Origin of the sequence: Nocardiopsis sp. CNS-639 (assembly GCF_000381685.1) — a bacterium.
In the GTDB taxonomy this organism is placed as follows: domain Bacteria; phylum Actinomycetota; class Actinomycetes; order Streptosporangiales; family Streptosporangiaceae; genus Nocardiopsis; species Nocardiopsis dassonvillei.
In genome coordinates, this window is record NZ_KB906864.1 from 134,587 (window position 1) to 152,746 (window position 18,160).

The window sequence follows — 18,160 nt, forward strand, 5'->3', positions numbered from 1 at the left end:
TCGCGTCTGTCTGCAACCCGGGTTCGGCCTTCCCCGTTTCTGTGAAGGATGGGATCACCAGCCGGCTGCCCGACGGTCCGCCTGGTCAGACGGTGAACCACCCGGTCACCACCGCCGGGCGTCCCGCCCTGAGCAGCGCCAGGCTGACCGGGCCGCGGGACAGGCCGGACAGTGCGAACCCGCCGTCCTCGCCGATCCGCAGCTCCTCCCCGGAGCCCGGGCGGCGCACGCGCAGGACCGCGTGGTCGTACTCCCCGCTGGCCAGCCCCGACAGCGAGCGCAGCCGACCGTGCGCGTGGACCCGCACGTCCAGGGTGAGGTCGCCGTGCTCGAAGCGCAGGGAGGTGACTACCGCGCCTTCCGCCTCCCCCTCCGCCGAGCGCAGCACCTCGCCCGCCGGAGACCTCTCCCCGGTCAGGGCCGCCACGTCGGCGCCGTCGTCGCCGCGGTCGAAGGCGGCCAGCGCGGCGGCGCGCCCCGCCAGGGCCCGTACCGGATCGTCGTGGTCGCTCATGTGGGTTCCTCCAGGAGGCGGCGGAGTCTGCGGAGCATACGGCGGCGCTGGTTCGCGGCGGTCCGGGGGTGGACCCGGTCGTCGGAGGACCCCGGGTCGCACGGGGCCGGGGGCACGGGCAGGCCCGCGGCCCCGTCGAGGTAGCGCAGGGCGGCCCGCCGCTCTCCGGGGTCGGTGAGCCGCCGGATCGCGCGGTGCAGCTCCTCGTGCTCCTCCTTGCGCAGGTACTGCGCCTCGGGACCCGAGTCCTCCGAGAGGGGGTCCCGCCGGGTGAGGCTCCGGGGATCGACCGGCTGGTCCCGGGCGCTGTGGCGGCGCTGTCGGCCGCAGGCGTCGTGGGCGACCCTGCGCAACCAGCCGCGGAGCCGCTCGGGGGAGTGCAGGCGGGGCAGCTGCTGGTTGAGGGTGAGCCACACCGTCTGCACCGCGTCCTCCCGGTCCGGGACGGACAGGCGGTAGGAGCGCGCGATCGCGTTCACGACCGGCAGGTGCCGGTCCACGATGGCCTCCCACGCCCTGTGCTCACCCCGGCAGGCGCCCCGTACGAGCTCGGCGTCGCTGGGGGAGGCGGCGTCGGTTTCGCCGGGGCTCCCGTCCGGATTGGGCCCGGCTGTATCACCGCCGGTTGTGGCCGGAACCGGCAAAGGTGGGGGTGCTTCCTCCCCGGAAAAGGTCGAAAGTACGGTTTGAGGAGGTGCCTGGGTGTCATGGATGTCCTCGTGCGACTGGTCTGGCACACCCGCCCCCACTATGATCGGACTCCCGCTCGCCGGGGCTCACGCTAGCTTTTGGGGCTTCCGGAGGTGGGGAGAACGCTGGAAAAAGCAAAGTGAGCGCTGGTTCTCCAGGTGCCCTTGGGGCACAATGGGGCAAAAGCATTCAGGCGGGTATGCAACCTTCTCGTGGTACGAGGGCGTCGGGGAAGCGCACTCGTTCGTATCAGGAGGTTCGGTGTCCGCACGTGGCGTCTTGTACGTCCACTCCGCGCCAGCGGCGCTGTGCCCACACGTCGAGTGGGCGGTCGCGGGCGTCGTTGGAGTACCCGTGAAACTCGACTGGGTCGCCCAACCGGCGGCACCCGGCAACCACCGCGCCGAGCTCAACTGGCAGGGGAAGCCGGGCACCGCGGGCTCGGTGGCCTCGGCGCTGAACGCGTGGCAGCGCCTGCGGTTCGAGGTGACCGAGGAGGGGTCGCCCGGCTGCGACGGCGTGCGCTACAGCTACACGCCCTCCCTCGGTATGTTCACCGCCCTCACCAGCGCGGCGGGTGAGGTCCTCGTGCCCGAGGGCCGACTCCGCCTGGCCGTGGAGCGGGCCGCGGCCGACGGCACCGACCTGGCCGCCGAGATCGAACGCCTCACCGGCCGCGCCTGGGACGAGGAGCTGGAGCCCTTCCGCTACGCGGGCGACGGCGCCCCGGTGCGCTGGCTCCACGCCGCGGGCTGACCCCTCCCGCCTTGGTCCCGGCCGCGCCCGGGGCGCCGAACGCCCGCGCGGGAGCGGGGGCGCCGCGTCAGGGCGGCTCCCCCTCGCTGGGCCAGATGGCGGAGGCGAGCAGGACCGCGGCCCAGATGCCCAACGGCACCAGCGGCCAGTAGGGTACGAGCTCGCCGCCCATCAGGCTGACCACGCCCCACACGCTCGTCAGGATCACCGCCACACCCGTCCACCAGCGCCACTCGTCGCCCCACTCGCCCCAGGGGGCGCCCAGGAGCGACAGGCCGTCCGCGTCGGGGGGTTCGCGGCCGTCCCGGGGGTCGCGTCCGGACCCCGGATCGGCGCGGGCCGCCCCGGAGAGGGGGTCCGACAGCGGATCGGCGCCGTGCCGCGCGCCCGGGACCCCGTGCACCGCGGACGGGGGCGCCGGCAGGTCCGCGGTCAGCGGGCGCAGGTCGCCGAGCAGCACCGCGCCCAGCGCCAGACCGACCCGGCGGTCGTACTCCTCGTGGTCCAGGCGGCCCTCGACGAACGCGGTGGTGAGGCGGTCCACCGTGAGGTCGCGTTCGGCGTCCGAGGCGCGCATCCGGTGCAGCGGCAGGCGTTCGTCCTCCACTTCCCACCCCCAAGACGCGAGTTGGTGACCACACGATACGCGCCGCACCCGGTGTGGAAAAGGGATACACGGAAAGTGAGCCGCGGCCCCCGGTCCACGGCCCCGGGGCGGCTCCCGGAGCGCGTTCTCAGGAGCCCAGCCAGTCGGAGACGGCCCGGCACGCGGCGGGGTCGGCGGCGCCCACCAGCCCGGTGTGCTCGTAGGGCCCCCGGTAGTCGAACGGGCTTCCGTCCAGCCGGGTGACCAGGCCGCCCACCTCCTCCAGGACCAGGGCGGGCGCCGCCACGTCCCAGTCGCGCACCGGCACGTCCTTGACGAACAGGTGCGCGGAACCCTCGGCGACCAGGCACAGCTTCAGTGAGATGCTGCCGCTCTCCAGGTACCCGCCGTAGCCGAAGCGGTCGCCGACCCTGCGGGCGATCCCCTCCGGCTCCGGGGTGTTGTCGGTGAGCACACCCCGTCCCGGCGGGGCGGGCCGCGGGGGCGGCAGGGGGCGTCCGTCCCGACGCGCGCCCCGGCCGCGCACGGCCGTGTAGAGGGTCGCGGTCTCGGGGGCGAACACGGCGGCCGCCTCCGGCCGCCCCCCGTCCACCAGCGCGACCTGCGTGACGTACCCGGGGAACCCGTGGACGTAGCTGGCGGTCCCGTCGACGGGGTCGATCAGCCAGTACCGGTGCGGCCGCTCGCCGCGCAGCGACTCGGGGTCCTCCTCGCTGACCACCGGGATCCGGCCGTCGATCGCGGTGAGCCGCTCGGACAGGGCCCGGTGCGCCATGGCGTCGGCCCGGGCCTTGAACTGGCTCCCCTCCCACACCCCGCTGCGCGCGTCCGCGTCGGAGCGCCACTCCCGCAGCAGACCGCCGACCTCCACGACCGCCGCCGCCATCGCCTCGGCCAGCGGGTGCGCACCGGCGGCCCCCGTCGCGGAGCCGGTCAACGCACACGCACCGGAACGACCGGGACCGGCCCCGTGCCTCCCGCGGACAGCTGCCGGGGCAGCTCCGTGCCGCCCGCGGGGGCGGGGGAGATGCCGTGGGAGGTGAACTCCGCCTCGCTGACGAACTCGTCCGTCCACCGCCGCACCATCGCCACCCCCTCGCGCCAGTCGTCATCCAGGCGGGGCCCGTCCGCTACGGCCTGCCGCAGCAGCCCCGTGATCTCGTCGATCCCGGCCGCCGCGGTGAGTGAGGCCGTGGAGGAGAAGCGCGGGTTGATCTCGAAGATCCTCGGCCTGCCGTCCGCGTCCAGGCACAGCTGCACGTTGAAGGGGCCGTCGGCGCGCAGAGCGGACTGGACCGCCCGGCAGACGCGGTCCACCTCGCGATGGCGCCGGGTCACCGCGTACCTGGTCACGCCCTGCTTGAGGACGACCTCCTTGGGCACCACGGCCTGGACCCCGCCGTCCCGCCACACCACCACGGACACCGTGTACTCGGGTCCGCCGACCAGCTCCTGGACGATCAGCTCGTCCGCCGCGTAGCCGCCCTCGGACACCACCCGCGCCATGTCGCGGACGGAGTCGATGACCACCACCCCGCGGCTCCCGCGTCCGCAGCGCGGTTTGACGATGAGTCCGCCGGGCGCGGAGTCCGCGGCGCCGCTCGGCCACTCCGAGGCCAGCCAGGTGCGCGGCACGCCGATCCCGGCGTCCTCCAGTTCGCGCATCAGCACGTACTTGTCCAGGCAGGTGGTGACGAAGTCCAGCCGGGGCAGCAGCACCTCCACGCCGTCCTTGGCGAGCTCGCCCACCCTGACGAGTTCCTCGTCCACCAGGGGGATGACCGCGACGGCCCCCTCGTCCGCGCACAGCGTCCGCATCCTGGGCAGGAAGGCCTCGCTGTCGCCCGGCGGCACCAGGTACCCGCGGTCGGCCAGGTACAGGCCCGGCGCGGCGGGGTCCACATCGGTCGCCACCACGCGGAAACCCTGTTCCCGCAGGTGGAGGATGGTCCCGGGCGTGGGCGCCGACCCCGCTGTCGTGACCACGACGGTTGGTTTGCTCGCAGGCTGCTGTGGCACCGGTCGAACCCTTTCCGACGTGAACGGCGGACTGGGGGGATGCTTACCGAGCCTAGACCTCGGGGTGTCCGATGGCCCGCAAATGGCCGAATCCGGTTGTCAGGACAACCGAAAGGGCCCACTGCGCGTGTGTCCCTCAGCCCCGGGGAGAAGGGGGCCGGGGGCGGGCGACGCGGCACGGCCGCGCCGCCCGCCCCCGGCGCGTCGCGCGGCCCAGGGTTCCGGTTCCGGCCCGGGCTCCGCGCCGCCCGCGCGGGCTACTCCACCTCGTAGACGGGGGTGACCATCGCACGGCCCAGCGCGTGCGAGAACAGGTTGAAGCCGAGGAAGGCCGGGCTGGCCGACTCGTCCACCTCCAGACTGGGCACGTCCACCGCGTGCACCACGAAGAAGTACCGGTGCGGGCCGTGCCCGGCGGGCGGCGCCGCGCCGACGTAGCGGTGTCCGCCCGCGTCGTTGCGTAGGGTGACGGCCGACTCGGGGAGGCCGGAGCCGTCACCCGCGCCCGCGGCCAGCTCGGTGACGTCGGCCGGGATGTTGGCCACCGACCAGTGCCAGAAACCGCTGGCGGTGGGTGCGTCCGGGTCGAAGCAGGTGACGGCGAAGCTGCGCGTCCCCTCGGGGAAACCGCTCCAGGACAGGTGCGGCGAGACGTCCCCGCCTCCGGCGCCCATGATCCCGCTGACCTGGGCCCGGGGCAGGGTCTGTCCGTCGGCGACGTCGTTGCTGGTGACGGTGAACGACGCGACCTGGGGCAGGAAGTCGTAGGGGGAGGGTGGCGTGGCCACGAAGGGGCCTCCTTCGTTCGTCTGGGATGCGCTCGTGCGGCCCGGTCGGGGCGCACGCCGTCGGCGGCGCTCCGGTCCGGGCCCTACGAACATACGCCCCAGCGGGCACGCGCGTCCCGGGGGCGGCGCGCCGTGTCGGAAGGGCGGCGGCGGTGCGCCGGGACGGAGGGGCGCGGCCGCCGACGGTGCGAAGGGGGGAGGTGCCCCGAGACAACAGACCGACCGGGCGGTACGGTGCTGCCAGCACGGAAAGAGAACCGGATTCGGTTCCACACCGACAGGGAGTCGCCATGACCACTCGCTGGGGCATCACCATCCCGCTGGAGGGGGTCCCGCTCTCCGAGCAGCGGGCCCTCATCGAGCGGCTGCCGGACCTGGGCTACACCGACGCCTGGTCGGCCGAGACCAACGGCACCGACGCCTTCACCCCCCTCGCCCTGGCCAGCGTGTGGGCGCCCCGGCTGCGCCTGGGCACCGCGATCGTGCCCGCCTACACGCGCGGCCCGGCCACCCTGGCGATGAGCGCCGCCGCCCTGGCCGCCGCCGCGCCGGGCCGCTTCGCGCTGGGCGTCGGCACGTCCTCCACCGTGATCGTGGAGCGGTGGAACTCCATCCCCTTCGAGGAGCCGTACAAGAAGGTGCGCGACACCGTGCGCTTCCTGCGCGCCGCGCTCACCGGCGCGAAGGTCGGGGAGGACTACGACACCTTCAGCGTCAACGGATTCGCGCTCGGCGCGGTCCCCGAGCAGGCGCCCCCGCTGCTGGTGGCGGCGCTGCGGCCGGGCATGCTCCGGCTCGCCGGACGCGAGGGCGACGGAGCCGTCATCAACTGGCTCTCGCCGGAGGACGTGCGCACGGTGGTGCCCCACGTGCGCCGGTACGGCGAGGACAAGGAGGTGGTCGCGCGGATCCTCGCCGTGCCCGAAGCCGACCCGGACACCGCCCGGGGGATCGGCCGCTGGGCCATCTCGGCCTACCTCAACGTCCCCGTCTACCGGGCGTTCCACGAGTGGCTGGGCCGCGAGGAGCTCACCCCGATGTGGAAGGCGTGGGACGAGGGGGACCGCAGGGGCGCGCTGGCCGCGATCCCGGACTCGGTGGTGGACGACCTCATCGTGCACGGCCCCGCCGAGTACTGCCGCGAGCGGATCCGGGCCTACGTCGACAACGGGGTGACCACCCCGGTCGTCGCGCCGATCGGTCCGCCGAACGCGGACCCGGCCGCGGTGGTGCGGGCGCTGGCGCCGCGGGGCTGAGGGGGCGCGGCGAGGGCAGCACGAAGCGGGAGGGTCCGGGGGACCCCCCGCTTACCACGCTAGTCCTCGGCGCAGTGGTCGGGGAAGGCCGATCTGTCGCCTGTGGACAACCGCTTCGCTGGCCGGGCTTGACCCTCACGCCGCGTGAGGCGGGACGGTGGACCGCATGAGTGGTTTCTTCGACGCATTCGAGATGGGCCCCCTGTCCGAGCGCGGACCGGACGCGGTCGCGCCAGAGGTGTTCCGCGGTATCTACGCGATGCCGGTGTTCGTGACGGTTCCGACGTCGGACTTGGCGGCGTCGACGGATTTCTGGGTGCGGGGGTTGGGCTTCGTCGAACTGTTCAGCGTCCCGGGACAGGTGGTCCACCTGCGCCGGTGGGCGTTCCAGGACGTCCTGCTCGTGCCCGCGGCGGCCGGGGCCGAGCCCCCCGAAGCGCCCCCGATGAGCGTGAGTTTCCTGTGCGTGCTGAGCGAGGTCGATCCGCTGGTCGAGGCGTGCTCGGACCTCGCGCCGGGAAGCGTGACCGGGCCGCGGGACACACCGTGGCGTACCCGCGACGTCGAGGTGACCACCCCCGAGGGCGCGCGGGTCGTGTTCACCGCGGCGCGGGAGTTCGACCCCGACAGCCCCGAGGCGCGGAACCTCGCCTCGGTCGGGATCGTCGCCCCGGGGTCGGCGGAGGGGGGTCACAATGGTGTCCATGGTTGAACGCGAGCGCGACACCGGTGACGGTGTCACGGTGGGCGCCGCCGCCGGACTGGTGGGGGTGACGGTCCGCACGCTCCACCACTGGGACGAGGTCGGCTTGGCGTCGCCGTCCGCGCGCACCGCCGCCGGCTACCGCCAGTACACCGACGCGGACCTGCGGCGGCTGCGCCGAATCGTCGCGTACCGGGAGGCCGGTCTCGGGCTGGACGCGGTGCGTGAGGTCCTCGACGACCGGACGGCGGAGATCGGCGCCACCCTGCGTGAGCAGCGTGCCCGGCTCGCCGAGCGCATCCGGGACCTGCGACGGCACGACGAGCGCCTGGAGCGGATGATCGAGGCCCACGAACGGGGGATCCTCCTCGACGACGAGGCGCAGTCGGAGGTCTTCGGGGCCGACTGGGACGCTCGTTGGCCCCGGCAGGCCCGCGTCGTGTGGGGCGGTTCCGCGCAATGGGCGCAGTTCGCCGAGCAGGCCGCTTTCCGCACGCGGGAGCAGTGGCAGTCGCTCTCCGCGTCGATGTCCGCGTTGCAGCTCGATCTGGGCGACGCCCTCGACCGGGGTGTCGTGCCGGGCAGCCCGGAGGCGGACGCGCTCGTCGAACGCCACCGCGAAGTGTTCTCCCACTTCTTTCCACTCACACGGCGGATGCAGGTGTGCCTGGGGAGGATGTTCGAGTCCGACCCCGGCTTCTCCGCCCACTACGACGGAATCCGGGCCGGGCTGGCCTCCTGGTTCCGGCGGAGCATCGACGAGTGCGCCCGCGCTCACGGGATCGATCCGGAGACGGCCACCTGGCGGTGACCCCGTGGCGCGAAGACGCCCGTCACCCGCCGTCCGGCCACACCGGACCCTCCTCCAGGGGACCGAGCAGACGGCGGGCCCGCAGGACCAGTTCCAGTTCGAAACGCTCTCCGGGCTCGCGCAGCCGTTCGCCGAACAGCTCCTCCAGCTGGCGCAGCCGGTAGCGCACGGTCTGCGGGTGGATGCGCAGCCGCTCGGCGGCCTCGTTGGCGTTGAGACCCGACTCCAGCCAGGCCAGCAGGGTGTCGGCCATCCGCTCCCGCTGCGGCGGGCGCAACGGCGCCAGCGGAGCGAGCCGGGACCGCGTCATCTCCGCGACCAGCCCGGGGTCGCGCGACAGCAGCAGCGCGGGCAGATGGTCGCCCCACCGCACCACACCCCCGCCCGGCACCACGCCCGTGCGCACGAGTTCCGCGAGGTCCCGGGCCCGGGCCAGCGACAGCGGCGCCCGGTCCAGGGGCACGCTCGGGCCCAGCACCGCACAGGAACCGCGCAGCGAGCGTTCCAGCGACCGCAGCCGCCCCGGCCCCTCGGGATCGGGTACCACCGCGCACGGCTCCACGCGGTCCAGGCCCACGAGCACGTCCGACGGCAACGCGCTGAGATGCGAGAACGCCCCCGCCGAGGCGGACAGCGCGTCCGCCGACGGGCCGCCCACGACCGCCTGGGCCACCGTCGACGGGCCGATCGGGGCCGCCCCCGCCGGGGCCGCCGCCGCGCCGTCCGTACCCCGGTACAGCAGCGCCACCGCCACCCGCCCGGGCAGCCGCCACCGGGCGGCCCGGGCCAGCGCGGGCACCGCCTGCTCCTCCCGCCGCGTACCCGTCTCGGCCAACAGCACCTCCAGCAACCGCGCCCGGCGCCTGCGCAGCGCGTCCACCCCGGCGCCGCGCACCCGCGCGTGGCCCTCGGCCGCGGCGGTCGAGACCTCCTCCTGGAACGCGAAGATCGCCTCTCCCAGCACCGCCATGTGGTCGCGGGTGAGCGCGTCAGCGTGGGCCAACCGCCGCCAGGCCACGGCCGCCGCCGTGCGCATCCCCGTGTGCAGGCACTCCAGGGTGCGCCCGTGCCGGGCCTCGCCCGCGCCGAAGGCCCGGAACTCGGCGGCCAGCGCGTCCACGTGCCCGGGGGAGCGGTCGCCCTCCACCCGGTCCAGGAAGGCGCGCAGACCGGCTTCCACCGTCCGCCGCAGACCCTCGGCGTCGGCGGGCTCCAGGGGCGCGGCGTGGAACTCCGCCCGGCGCCGGATGCCCTCCAGGGCCTCCTCCGCCAGCGACGGCACCAGCGGGCGCAGCCGGGCGCCCAACTCCGGGGGGATACGGGCGAACGGGTCCGTCGGACGGCTCTCCCGCAGGGGGTAGGACATGTCACCTCCGGCGCGGACGCACGGCGGAACCGCCCGTGGCACGCCCGCGCGTGCTCTGTGCGCCAGGAACTCCGGAGCGGTTCCGTCGGGAGGGGACCGCGTTCCCATATCACCAGAAGCCCGGCTCCGCCGACAACCCCCGGACCCGTCACGGGTCGGGCTCGTGGTGATGGTCGGAAGCCCTGCCCCACCGACAACCCCCGGGTCCGCCGCAGCGCGGGCTTCTGACGATGCTCGGGAGCCCTTCCGACCGGACGGCCCCGGGGCTACCTGGGGCGCGCGGACACCGCTGGTCACGCAGCGGGCCGATACGGTAACAATGGTGCGACGCCCCCGCCCCCTCGAAAGGCGCCCGCCATGAGACGACTTCCGCTGTCCGCCCCGCTGCTGGCCCTGCTCCTCGCCGCCACGGCCTGCTCCGGCGAGGAGGCCCCGGAGGAGGCCGCGGGGCAGGCCGAGGAGAGCGCGGCCGCGGTGGACCCGGACGCCGAGACCCACGTGCGCCGCGCCGCGCAGGGCTTCATCGCCTCCCTCATGGCCGCTGACGGCGAGGCGGGCTGCGCGCTGATGGACGAGGCCGCGCGCACGGTGGTGGCCGACGAGCACGGGGCCGAGGACTGCCCGGCGGCCTTCCCCCTCTACGCCGAGGCGCTCCAGGGCGGTGAGGGCATCGAGGTCGGCGAGGTCACCATGGGCACCGACCTGGAGGGGGAGGTCCCCATCGCCACGGTCGCCCTGGTCTACCCCGGCGAGGACCACGGGCCCCTGGAGATGCGCCGCGACTCCGACGACCAGTGGGTGGCCACCCGCCTGCCGGGCACCTCCCCGGGCGGAGCCTGAGGCCGCCCGGGTCCGCGGCGCCGCGCCCGGCTCAGCTGAAGAACGCGTAGCCGAGGACCATGCCCACGGCCACGACCACCACGGCCGCCAGCGGCCACAGCCACTGGCCGATCCTCTCCCCCGCCGAGGGCCTCCGCCCGCCCTCGCCCTGTCTTTCGGACTCTCTCGTACTGTTCACACCGTCCGGCTTACCAGACGGCGGCTCCGGCGGGGGCACGGCTCGCCCGGCCGGGGGTCAGCGCGGGCCCGTGCGCCGGAGCCGACCGCGACCCCTGTCAGGGGCCGCGCGCCCGCGTACACCGGAATACGTTCCGGGCTGTACGCCGTCTCGGGCCCGCGCTCGGATACTGGCCGCATGGACACCGTGACGACCCCCCGACGGCGCCTGGGCGCCCGCACCCGCAAGACCGTCCTGCTGACCCACATCGCCGCGGCCGGAAGCTGGCTCGGGCTCGACCTCGTCCTGGGCGTCCTCGTGGTCACCGCGCTGCTCGGCGGCGACGACGCCTCCGTCGCGGTCGCCCTCGCGGCCTTCGCGACGTGGCCGCTGGTCGCGGTCGGCGCCCTCACCCTGCTGTCCGGGATCGTCCTGGGCCGGGGGACCAGGTACGGACTGGTCCGGTACTGGTGGGTCCTGCTCAAGCTGGCGGCCAACGTCGTGCTGCTGACCCTCGTGGTCCTGCTGCTCTCACCCGAGGTCGCCGGGCTGGCGGAGCGGGCCCGTACCGCCCTCGCCGAGGAGGCGCCCTTCGCGGTCGGCGCCCAGCTCCTGTTCCCGCCCCTGGTCTCCACCACCGCGGTCGCCGCGGCCATGGCCCTGTCGGTGTTCAAGCCCTGGGGACGCGTCCGCGGGCGCCCCCAGCGGGTCCGCCCCGGGAAGCCGGGCCTTCGGCGGGCCCCGGTCACGCGCCCCTAGGTCCCGGGCCGACGGAAGGCGGCACGGAGCCGGGGCTGCCGTCCCCGACAGCGCCCGCGCCCAGTCGCACGGCCTCCGCGGCCAACCCGGTGATCCGCGCCCAGTCCCCCTCACGGACCGCGCCCCCGGGGGTCAGCCAGCTCCCCCCGACGCACGCCACGTTGTCCAGGGCCAGGTAGTCGGCGGCCGTGGCGGCCGTGATCCCGCCCGTGGGGCAGAACACGACGTCGGGGACCGGGCCCGCCACCGAGCGCAGGAACGGGGTCCCCGGAACCGACGCGGGGAAGAGCTTCTGCGCGAACATCCCCGCCTCGCGGGCGGTCAGCACCTCGCTGACGGTGGCCACCCCCGGCAGTGCCGGAACCCCACTCGCGACCAGGTGGCGCAGCATCCGGTCCGTGGTGCCGGGCGTGACCAGGAAGCGCGCCCCGGCCTCCGCGGCCTCGTCGGCCTGGCGGGGGGTGAGCACGGTCCCCGCGCCCACCACCATGTCCGGCACGTCCTCCGCGATCGCCCGAACCGCCTCCAGGGCGCCGGGCGTGCGCAGGGTGACCTCCACGACTCCCACACCGCCCGCCAGCAGCGCCTCGGCCAGGGGAACCGCCAGCGCGGGGGAGTCCACCGTCACCACCGGCACGACCGGCGACAGCGCCAGCACGGCTCCGATGCCGCCGTCCCCCTCGCTCCGGCCGCTCCCGTGGCCCGTGTCCCTCACGTCGTCCCCGCCGCCCGCGCTCACGAGGCGACCTCCGCCGCCAGCGCGCCGCCCCCGGCGGACACGACCCCGTACCAGTGGACCAGCAGTTCGGTGAACACCGGATGGGACGCCAGGTCCCCGGGGAAGACCTCCGAGCGCAGCAGCGCGGCGACCACCTCCCGCGCCCCTCCGCCCGCGGGCAGCAGCGCGCGCAGGGAGTCGGCCAGCGGGTCCTCCAGCCCGGGACCGGCCGTGGCGACGTGGTGCATCCACGCCGCCACCACCAGGGCGCTCCACCGCGGCTCGCCGCCCCCGGCCAGCACGTCCCGGACCGTGGGCACGACGCGGGGGCCGAGCTTCTGGGAGCCGTCGGCCCCGACCTTGGCGGTGGTGTGGCCCAGCGCGGGATTGGCGAACCGACGCAGCACCGACGCGGCGTAGGCCGCGCCGTCCAAGCCCTCGGGCAGGGTGAGCGAGGGCAGGACCTCCTCGTGGACGAGGTGGTGGGCCGCCGTCGCCACGGCGTCGTCGGCGGCGCACGCGGCGATCGTCGCGTGTCCCACGGACAGGCCGAGGTAGGCGAGCAGGGAGTGGCTGGCGTTGAGCACGCGCAGCTTGGCCGCCTCCCAGGGCCGCACGTCGTCGGTGATCGTCGCCCCGGCCGCCTCCCACCGCGGGCGCGGACCGGCGAAGCGGTCCTGGATCACCCACTGGTGGAAGGGTTCGGCGACCACGGCCGCCTCGTCGCGCAGGCCCAGTTCCGCCTCGACGGCGTCCAGGTCCGCCGCCGTGGTGGCCGGGACGATCCGGTCCACCATCGTGTTGGGGAAGGCCGCGTGCGCCTGGATCCAGGACCGCAGCCGCTCGCCCTCCGCGCCCGGCAGGGCGTCGGCGAAGTCGGCGACGAGCGCGGCCGTCAGCTCGCCGTTGTCGGGCAGGTTGTCGCAGGACAGCACGGTCACCGGACCGGCGTCCCGGAGCTGGCGCAGCTGGAGGCCGCGCGCGATCTGCCCCACCGGCGTGAGTGGCGGGCCGCCGTCCAGGTCGGCGCGTACCCGGGCGTCGCCGGTGTCCAGGCGCCCCGTGACCGGGTGCGCCAGGTACCCCTTCTCCGTGACCGTGAGGGTGACGATCCGGGTGTCGGGGTGGGCGATGCGCTCCGCCACCGCCCACGGGTCGGCCGGACCGGACAGGGTCTCGCGGACGGAGGAGACCACCCGCACGGGTCGGGCGCCCTCACCGCGTTCGGTGACCGTGAACAGGCCGTCCTGCGGGGCCAGCTGCTCCCACACCCGGGCCGAGCGCCCGGTCACGGCGCTGATGCCCCATCCGGTCTCGCCCGTGGCGAGCATGGCCTCCTCGGTCAGGACCGCGCCGTGTGCTCGGTAGAACGCGCCGATCCCGAGGTGGACCACCCCGGTGCGCAGGTCGGCGCGGTCCAGGGCGGTGGTGCGCCCCGCGGCCCGCAGCGCCGCCAGGTCCAGCCGGGTCATCGCGTCGCCTCCTTCTCGCCCCGCGCGTGCGCGCGGGTCTGTTCCAGGGTCGGCAGGAAACCGGTTCCGCCGCGCCCGCCCACGCTCAGACTGGCCGCGGCGGCCGCCAGGCGCGCGGCCTCCGCGAGGGGGTCGCCCAGGGTCAGGCGCGCGGTCAGGGTACCCACGAACACGTCTCCCGCGCCGGTCTGGTCCAGGACCCGGGGAGCGGGGACCGCGTCGATCCAGGACTCCTCCTGCGGCGTGGCCAGGTGGACGCCGCGCGACCCGCAGGTCACCGCGACGTTGCGGGCGCCCGCCTCCAGGAGGCGGCGGGCCGCCTCGGACGGGGTGGCGCTGTCCAGCAGGGCGGAGGTCTCGCCGGGGTGGGAGGGGGTCACCAGATGGGCGTGCCGGGCCAGCTCCGCGAGGGTCGCGGCGCCCTCCTCCCGCGAGGCCAGCCGCGGCCGGTGGTTGGGGTCGAACACGAACCTGCGGGCCAGGCGCGCCGCGGTCAGGACCGCCCGGCGCGCGCTGTCGGAGACCGCGCAGGCGATGCCGCCCGCCACGACCGCTCCCGCCGCGCCGACCGCCTCCTCGTCCAGGTCCTCGGGGGACAGGGACGAGCCCACGCTCCCGGCGCGCGCGTAGGAGAAGGCGCGCTCGCCCTCGGGGTCGCTGTGCACCAGGTACACGCCCTGCTGCCCGGGGCGGAAGCGCAGCATGCCGGTGGACACACCCAGCTCCGCGACGCGGTCGGCGATCGCCCGCCCGAGCTCGTCGTCGGTCAGGACGGCGGCCAGACCGACCCTGGCCCCGGCCCGGGACGCCGCCGCGGCGACGTTCAGGGCGTCGCCCGAGACACCGATCCTGGCCGGGACCCCGTGCGCGACGGGGGCGTCGGTGGCCACCTCCAGCAGGACCTCGCCCAGGACGACGACGTCCAGCGGCTCGCCCCCACCCGTCAGTCCATGTGTACTCACCAGTCGTGCACCGTTCCGTCGAGCCGCCGGTTGACCGGCAGGTACCTGGGTTCGTAGGGGTGGCGGGCCGCGGCCTCCTCGTCGAACTCCACACCCAGGCCCGGGGCGTCTCCGGGGTGCATGTACCCGTCCGAGAAGGAGTAGGAGGTGCGGAAGACCTCCGCGTAGGGGCCGGTGTGGCCCATGTGCTCCTGGATGCCGAAGTTGGGGATGGCCAGGTCCAGGTGGAGCGCCGCGGCCATGGCGACCGGCGACAGGTCGCCGGCGCCGTGCGAGCCCGAGCGCACCCCGTACAGCTCCGCGAGCGAGAACACGCGGCGCAGGTGGGTGATGCCGCCGGTGTGCGACACCGAGGCGCGGACGTAGTCGATGAGCCGCTCGGTGATGAGCTGCTGGCAGTCCCAGATCGAGTTGAACACCTCGCCCACCGCCACGGGGGTGGTGGTGTGCCGGCGCAGGATCCGGAACGCGGACTGGTCCTCGGCCGGGGTCGGGTCCTCCATCCAGAACAGCCGGTACGGTTCGAGCGCCGCGCCCAGGCGGCCCGCCTCGATCGGGGTGAGCCGGTGGTGCACGTCGTGCAGCAGGTGCACTCCGTAGCCGAACTGCTCACGGACGTGGGCGATCATGGCCGGCGCGAAGTCCAGGTAGGCCGGGGTGTCCCAGGTGTCCTCCTGGGGCCGGTTGCCGCTGGCGGGCTCGTACACCCGGCCGCCCGCCGGGGCGATCCCGTAGGTCTTCTCCAGTCCGGGGACCGCGGCCTGGACCCGGATCGCCCGGTAGCCCAGGTCCAGGTGGCGCTGGAAGTCCTCGGAGAGCCCGTCCAGCGACGTGCCGCTGGCGTGCCCGTAGACCAGGACGCCCTCGCGCGAGGCCCCGCCCAGGAGCTGGTAGAGGGGCATGCCCGCGGCCTTGCCCTTGATGTCCCACAGCGCCACGTCCACGGCGGCGATCGCGGTCATCGTCACCGGGCCGCGGCGCCAGTAGGCGCCCTTGTACAGGTACTGCCAGGTGTCCTCGATCCGCCGCGCGTCGCGTCCGACGAGCAGCGGGCACACGTGGTCGCGCAGGTAGGAGGCGACCGCGAGTTCGCGGCCGTTGAGCGTGGCGTCGCCGATGCCGGTGACGCCGTCCTCGGTCTCGACCACCAGGGTGACGTAGTTGCGGCCGGGTGAGGACACGACGACACGCGCGTCGGTGATCTTCACGGAATGCCCTTTCTGGGATGGAGGGGAGGCGCCCGCTCCCGGTCGGGAGCGCGGGGCGCCCGCGGCGCGGCTCAGGCGAAGCGCAGCATGACCTTGCTGCTGCCGGAGGCGGGATCGGCCGCCGTCCGCATCGCCTCGTGCGCCTCCCCGACGGGGAAGGAGTGGGTCATGAGCGGGGTGACGTCCAGACCGGCGGCCATCGCGGCCAGGGCGTCGTCGATCTCCTCGACGAAGCGGTAGGAGCCGATCCAGGTGATCTCCCTGGTGACGAGCTCGCCCAGCGCCGCCGGTGCCTGCGTTCCGGGGAGGTTGCCCACCTGGACGAGGGTCCCGCCGCGCGCGGTCGCGCGCAGGACGCCGCCGAGGGCGGCCGGGGCGCCGGAGGCCTCGAAGACCAGCTCGGCGTCCTCGGGCAGCGCGTCCCCGCGCGAGAGGTCGCGCGTGTCGTCGGCGCCCATGGCCCGGGCCACCTCCAGCGGGGCGCGCCCGAGGTCGGCGACGGTGATCCGCGCCGCCCCCGCGTGCCGGAGCGCGGCGACGACGAGCGAGCCGATCGGCCCCGCGCCGTTGACGAACACGTCCCGGCCCCCGACGCCCCCCACGGCGCCCGACGCGCGGTTGACGGCGTGGCAGGCCACGGCGAGCGGTTCGGCCAGCGCTCCGCTGCGGGTGTCCACCCCCTCGGGCAGGGGCCGCAGCTGCCGGGCCGCGACCTTCTTGAGGTCGCAGAACCCGCCGTCGGTGTGCGGGGAGAACGCGGCCGACCCGAAGTAGCGCACCCTCGGGTAGAGGTTGGTGCGCCCGGCCAGCCGCTCCGGCATGCGCCCGTCGCCGACCAGCTCGGCCGGGTGCACGGTGACGGGCAGCCCCTCCTCGACGCCGGTCACACCGGGGCCCACCCGGGCGACGCGTCCGGCGATCTCGTGGCCGAGCACGAGGGGGTCGCGCAGCACGGCCGTCCCCGAGCGGCCGTGGCGCCAGTAGGCCAGGTCGGACCCGCAGATGCCGCCCCACTCCACGGCGACGACGACCTCCCCCTCGCCGGGGACGGGGTCGGGGAGCTCGTCGACGCGCAGGTCCTCGGCTCCGTGGACGGTCACGGCCCTCATACGGCGTCCTCCAGTCGGACCAGGTCGCGTCCGCGCACCTCGGGGGACAGGTAGGCGGAGGCCAGGGTGATCAGGGAGTAGGCGATGATCATCGCCGACAGCGGCCACCAGGAGCCGGTCGCGGCGGTGAGCGTGGCGGCCAGCACCGGGCCGATCGCGGTGGCCAGGACGCCGCCGATCTCCTTGGCCAGGGCCAGCTGGGTGAACCGGGTGCGCGCACCGAACAGCTCGGCCATGGTGACGCTCTCCACGGAGAACAGCCCCAGGACCGACAGGTTGAGCCCGACGACCATCGCGACGGTCACGAGCACGGTGTCGCCGGTCTCGATCATCAGCATCATGGGCACGGCGAACAGCATGCTCGCCACGGTCAGGAAGAGGTAGACGGGGCGGCGTCCGAAGCGGTCGCCGAGCACGCCGACCAGGGGGACGGTGACGAAGCCGAGCAGGGAGCCGTAGACGATCGCGGACGTGCCGACCGCGTCGTTGAGCATCAGGTTGGCGCTGAGGTAGCCGACGAGGAAGGTCTGGACGATGCCGGAGTTGCCCGCCTGGCCGAAGCGCAGGCCGAGGGCGAGCAGGAACGCGCGGCCCTTGCGCTGGCGCAGGGCGGTCTCCAGTCCGCTCCTGTCCTCCTTCACCGCGGCCGCGGCCAGTTCGCTCCGGGACATCGCCACACCGTCGACGATGTCCTCGCGCTGCTCGAAGACCGGGCTCTCCTTGACGGAGAGGCGGATCCACAGCGCCAGGAGCAGCAGGAGGAAGCTCGCCAGGAAGGGGAGGCGCCAGCCCCAGGACAGCAGCTGCTCCTCGGAGAGCGCGAACACCAGGACCGCCCAGATCGCGGAGGCGCCCAGGGTGCCGGAGTTGGTGCCCAGGCACACCAGGGAGGCGATGAACCCCCGACGCCTGGCCGGGGCGTACTCCGCCAGCATCACGGTGGCGCCCGCGATCTCGGCGCCCGCGCCGAAGCCCTGGATCAGCCGCAGGCCCACGAGCAGGATCGGGGCGAGCAGGCCCACCTGCTGGTAGGTGGGCAGGGCGCCGATCAGGGTGGTGGAGACGCCCATCAGGGCGACGGTGATGAACAGGACCTTCTTGGGGCCGAGGCGGTCGCCCATGCGGCCGAAGTAGACCGCCCCGACGAGCCGGGCGACGTACCCGACACCGTAGGTGCCCATCGCCGCGATCAGGCCGACCGCGGGGTTGAGGTCGGGGAAGAAGATCTGGTTGAACACCAGGGCGGCGGCCAGGGAGTAGAGCTGGAAGTCCATGAACTCCATGGCGGTCCCCAGCCACCCGGACACGGAGGCCTTGGTGAGGTCCCGGGTGCTGCGCTCCCCCTGTCCGGCTGGCGCGGGGGGTGCCTGTTCGGTCATCGGCCGGTCCTTTGTGAAGGGCTTCCACCTGCGAAGAAGTATCGGG

Annotated in this window: 20 protein-coding genes; 6 read left to right on the forward strand and 14 right to left on the reverse strand. The window is 74.7% G+C overall.

Features of this window, described 5'->3' with window-relative positions:
* Positions 1-85: 85 nt before the first annotated feature.
* On the reverse strand, positions 86-514 hold the full coding sequence (locus G011_RS0117790) for a hypothetical protein (protein ID WP_019609673.1): 429 nt from the start codon (positions 512-514) through the stop codon (positions 86-88).
* Complete coding sequence (locus tag G011_RS0117795) at positions 511-1,158, reverse strand: RNA polymerase sigma factor (RefSeq protein ID WP_196808522.1); 648 nt, start codon at positions 1,156-1,158, stop codon at positions 511-513. Before G011_RS0117795 ends, G011_RS0117790 begins: the two co-directional genes overlap by 4 nt.
* Positions 1,159-1,465: 307 nt before the next feature.
* Here G011_RS0117795 and G011_RS0117800 point away from each other — a divergent pair, with 307 nt between their 5' ends.
* Positions 1,466-1,960, forward strand: coding sequence for a DUF3145 domain-containing protein (locus tag G011_RS0117800; protein ID WP_013154305.1), 495 nt, complete (start codon positions 1,466-1,468; stop codon positions 1,958-1,960).
* 67 nt (positions 1,961-2,027) lie between these two features.
* Here the strand turns inward: G011_RS0117800 and G011_RS0117805 are convergent, their stop codons facing one another.
* The 4 genes from G011_RS0117805 to G011_RS0117820 form a co-directional block, all read right to left on the reverse strand.
* Entirely contained in the window at positions 2,028-2,567 is a 540-nt protein-coding gene (locus tag G011_RS0117805) for a DUF1707 domain-containing protein (RefSeq protein WP_019609676.1), read from the reverse strand.
* Positions 2,568-2,694: 127 nt separating this feature from the next.
* Positions 2,695-3,453 (reverse strand): 3'(2'),5'-bisphosphate nucleotidase CysQ, encoded by a 759-nt coding sequence (locus tag G011_RS0117810; RefSeq protein WP_196808524.1) that lies wholly within the window; start codon positions 3,451-3,453, stop codon positions 2,695-2,697.
* Between the two features lie 47 nt (positions 3,454-3,500).
* Entirely contained in the window at positions 3,501-4,553 is a 1,053-nt protein-coding gene (locus G011_RS0117815; protein WP_019609678.1) for an ATP-grasp domain-containing protein, read from the reverse strand.
* A 290-nt stretch (positions 4,554-4,843) separates the two neighbouring features.
* Entirely contained in the window at positions 4,844-5,374 is a 531-nt protein-coding gene (locus tag G011_RS0117820) for a YbhB/YbcL family Raf kinase inhibitor-like protein (protein ID WP_019609679.1), read from the reverse strand.
* 290 nt (positions 5,375-5,664) lie between these two features.
* Between G011_RS0117820 and G011_RS0117825 the strand changes: the two genes are divergently transcribed.
* The 3 genes from G011_RS0117825 to G011_RS0117835 all read left to right on the forward strand — a co-directional run bounded on the left by G011_RS0117825 (position 5,665) and on the right by G011_RS0117835 (position 8,144).
* A complete protein-coding gene (locus G011_RS0117825; RefSeq protein WP_019609680.1) occupies positions 5,665-6,630 on the forward strand; it encodes an LLM class F420-dependent oxidoreductase in 966 nt (321 codons plus the stop codon).
* 166 nt (positions 6,631-6,796) lie between these two features.
* The gene (locus tag G011_RS0117830) at positions 6,797-7,342 is read left to right on the forward strand and encodes a VOC family protein (RefSeq protein WP_019609681.1); all 546 of its coding nucleotides are present in this window, start codon (positions 6,797-6,799) and stop codon (positions 7,340-7,342) included.
* Positions 7,335-8,144 carry a MerR family transcriptional regulator gene (locus G011_RS0117835; protein WP_231391520.1) on the forward strand — a complete coding sequence of 270 codons (810 nt, stop codon included), beginning with the start codon at positions 7,335-7,337 and terminating at the stop codon, positions 8,142-8,144. The genes G011_RS0117830 and G011_RS0117835 overlap by 8 nt, the downstream gene beginning before the upstream one ends.
* A gap of 22 nt (positions 8,145-8,166) precedes the next feature.
* Here the strand turns inward: G011_RS0117835 and G011_RS0117840 are convergent, their stop codons facing one another.
* The gene (locus tag G011_RS0117840; protein WP_019609683.1) at positions 8,167-9,510 is read right to left on the reverse strand and encodes a CdaR family transcriptional regulator; all 1,344 of its coding nucleotides are present in this window, start codon (positions 9,508-9,510) and stop codon (positions 8,167-8,169) included.
* 357 nt (positions 9,511-9,867) lie between these two features.
* Here G011_RS0117840 and G011_RS0117845 point away from each other — a divergent pair, with 357 nt between their 5' ends.
* Positions 9,868-10,350 carry a hypothetical protein gene (locus tag G011_RS0117845; protein WP_019609684.1) on the forward strand — a complete coding sequence of 161 codons (483 nt, stop codon included), beginning with the start codon at positions 9,868-9,870 and terminating at the stop codon, positions 10,348-10,350.
* A gap of 31 nt (positions 10,351-10,381) precedes the next feature.
* On the opposite strand, the gene G011_RS32130 is transcribed toward G011_RS0117845, so the two are convergent.
* On the reverse strand, positions 10,382-10,528 hold the full coding sequence (locus tag G011_RS32130; RefSeq protein WP_019609685.1) for a hypothetical protein: 147 nt from the start codon (positions 10,526-10,528) through the stop codon (positions 10,382-10,384).
* A 177-nt stretch (positions 10,529-10,705) separates the two neighbouring features.
* Here G011_RS32130 and G011_RS29960 point away from each other — a divergent pair, with 177 nt between their 5' ends.
* Positions 10,706-11,266 (forward strand): hypothetical protein, encoded by a 561-nt coding sequence (locus tag G011_RS29960; protein ID WP_019609686.1) that lies wholly within the window; start codon positions 10,706-10,708, stop codon positions 11,264-11,266.
* On the opposite strand, the gene G011_RS29965 is transcribed toward G011_RS29960, so the two are convergent.
* From G011_RS29965 to G011_RS0117885, 6 genes are all read right to left on the reverse strand, one after another.
* Positions 11,253-11,981: a bifunctional 4-hydroxy-2-oxoglutarate aldolase/2-dehydro-3-deoxy-phosphogluconate aldolase gene (locus tag G011_RS29965; protein WP_081642988.1), complete on the reverse strand. Its 729-nt coding sequence runs from the start codon at positions 11,979-11,981 to the stop codon at positions 11,253-11,255. The two genes, G011_RS29960 and G011_RS29965, sit on opposite strands and share 14 nt — an antisense overlap.
* A 20-nt stretch (positions 11,982-12,001) precedes the next feature.
* Positions 12,002-13,456 (reverse strand): mannitol dehydrogenase family protein, encoded by a 1,455-nt coding sequence (locus G011_RS0117865; RefSeq protein WP_019609688.1) that lies wholly within the window; start codon positions 13,454-13,456, stop codon positions 12,002-12,004.
* Complete coding sequence (locus G011_RS0117870; RefSeq protein ID WP_019609689.1) at positions 13,453-14,418, reverse strand: PfkB family carbohydrate kinase; 966 nt, start codon at positions 14,416-14,418, stop codon at positions 13,453-13,455. Before G011_RS0117870 ends, G011_RS0117865 begins: the two co-directional genes overlap by 4 nt.
* Entirely contained in the window at positions 14,415-15,626 is a 1,212-nt protein-coding gene (manD, locus tag G011_RS0117875) for a D-mannonate dehydratase ManD (protein ID WP_019609690.1), read from the reverse strand. The genes G011_RS0117870 and manD overlap by 4 nt, the downstream gene beginning before the upstream one ends.
* A gap of 71 nt (positions 15,627-15,697) precedes the next feature.
* Positions 15,698-16,735 carry an L-idonate 5-dehydrogenase gene (locus tag G011_RS0117880; protein WP_019609691.1) on the reverse strand — a complete coding sequence of 346 codons (1,038 nt, stop codon included), beginning with the start codon at positions 16,733-16,735 and terminating at the stop codon, positions 15,698-15,700.
* Positions 16,732-18,114, reverse strand: a complete 1,383-nt coding sequence (locus tag G011_RS0117885; protein WP_019609692.1) for an MFS transporter — start codon at positions 18,112-18,114, stop codon at positions 16,732-16,734. Before G011_RS0117885 ends, G011_RS0117880 begins: the two co-directional genes overlap by 4 nt.
* Positions 18,115-18,160: the final 46 nt, after the last annotated feature.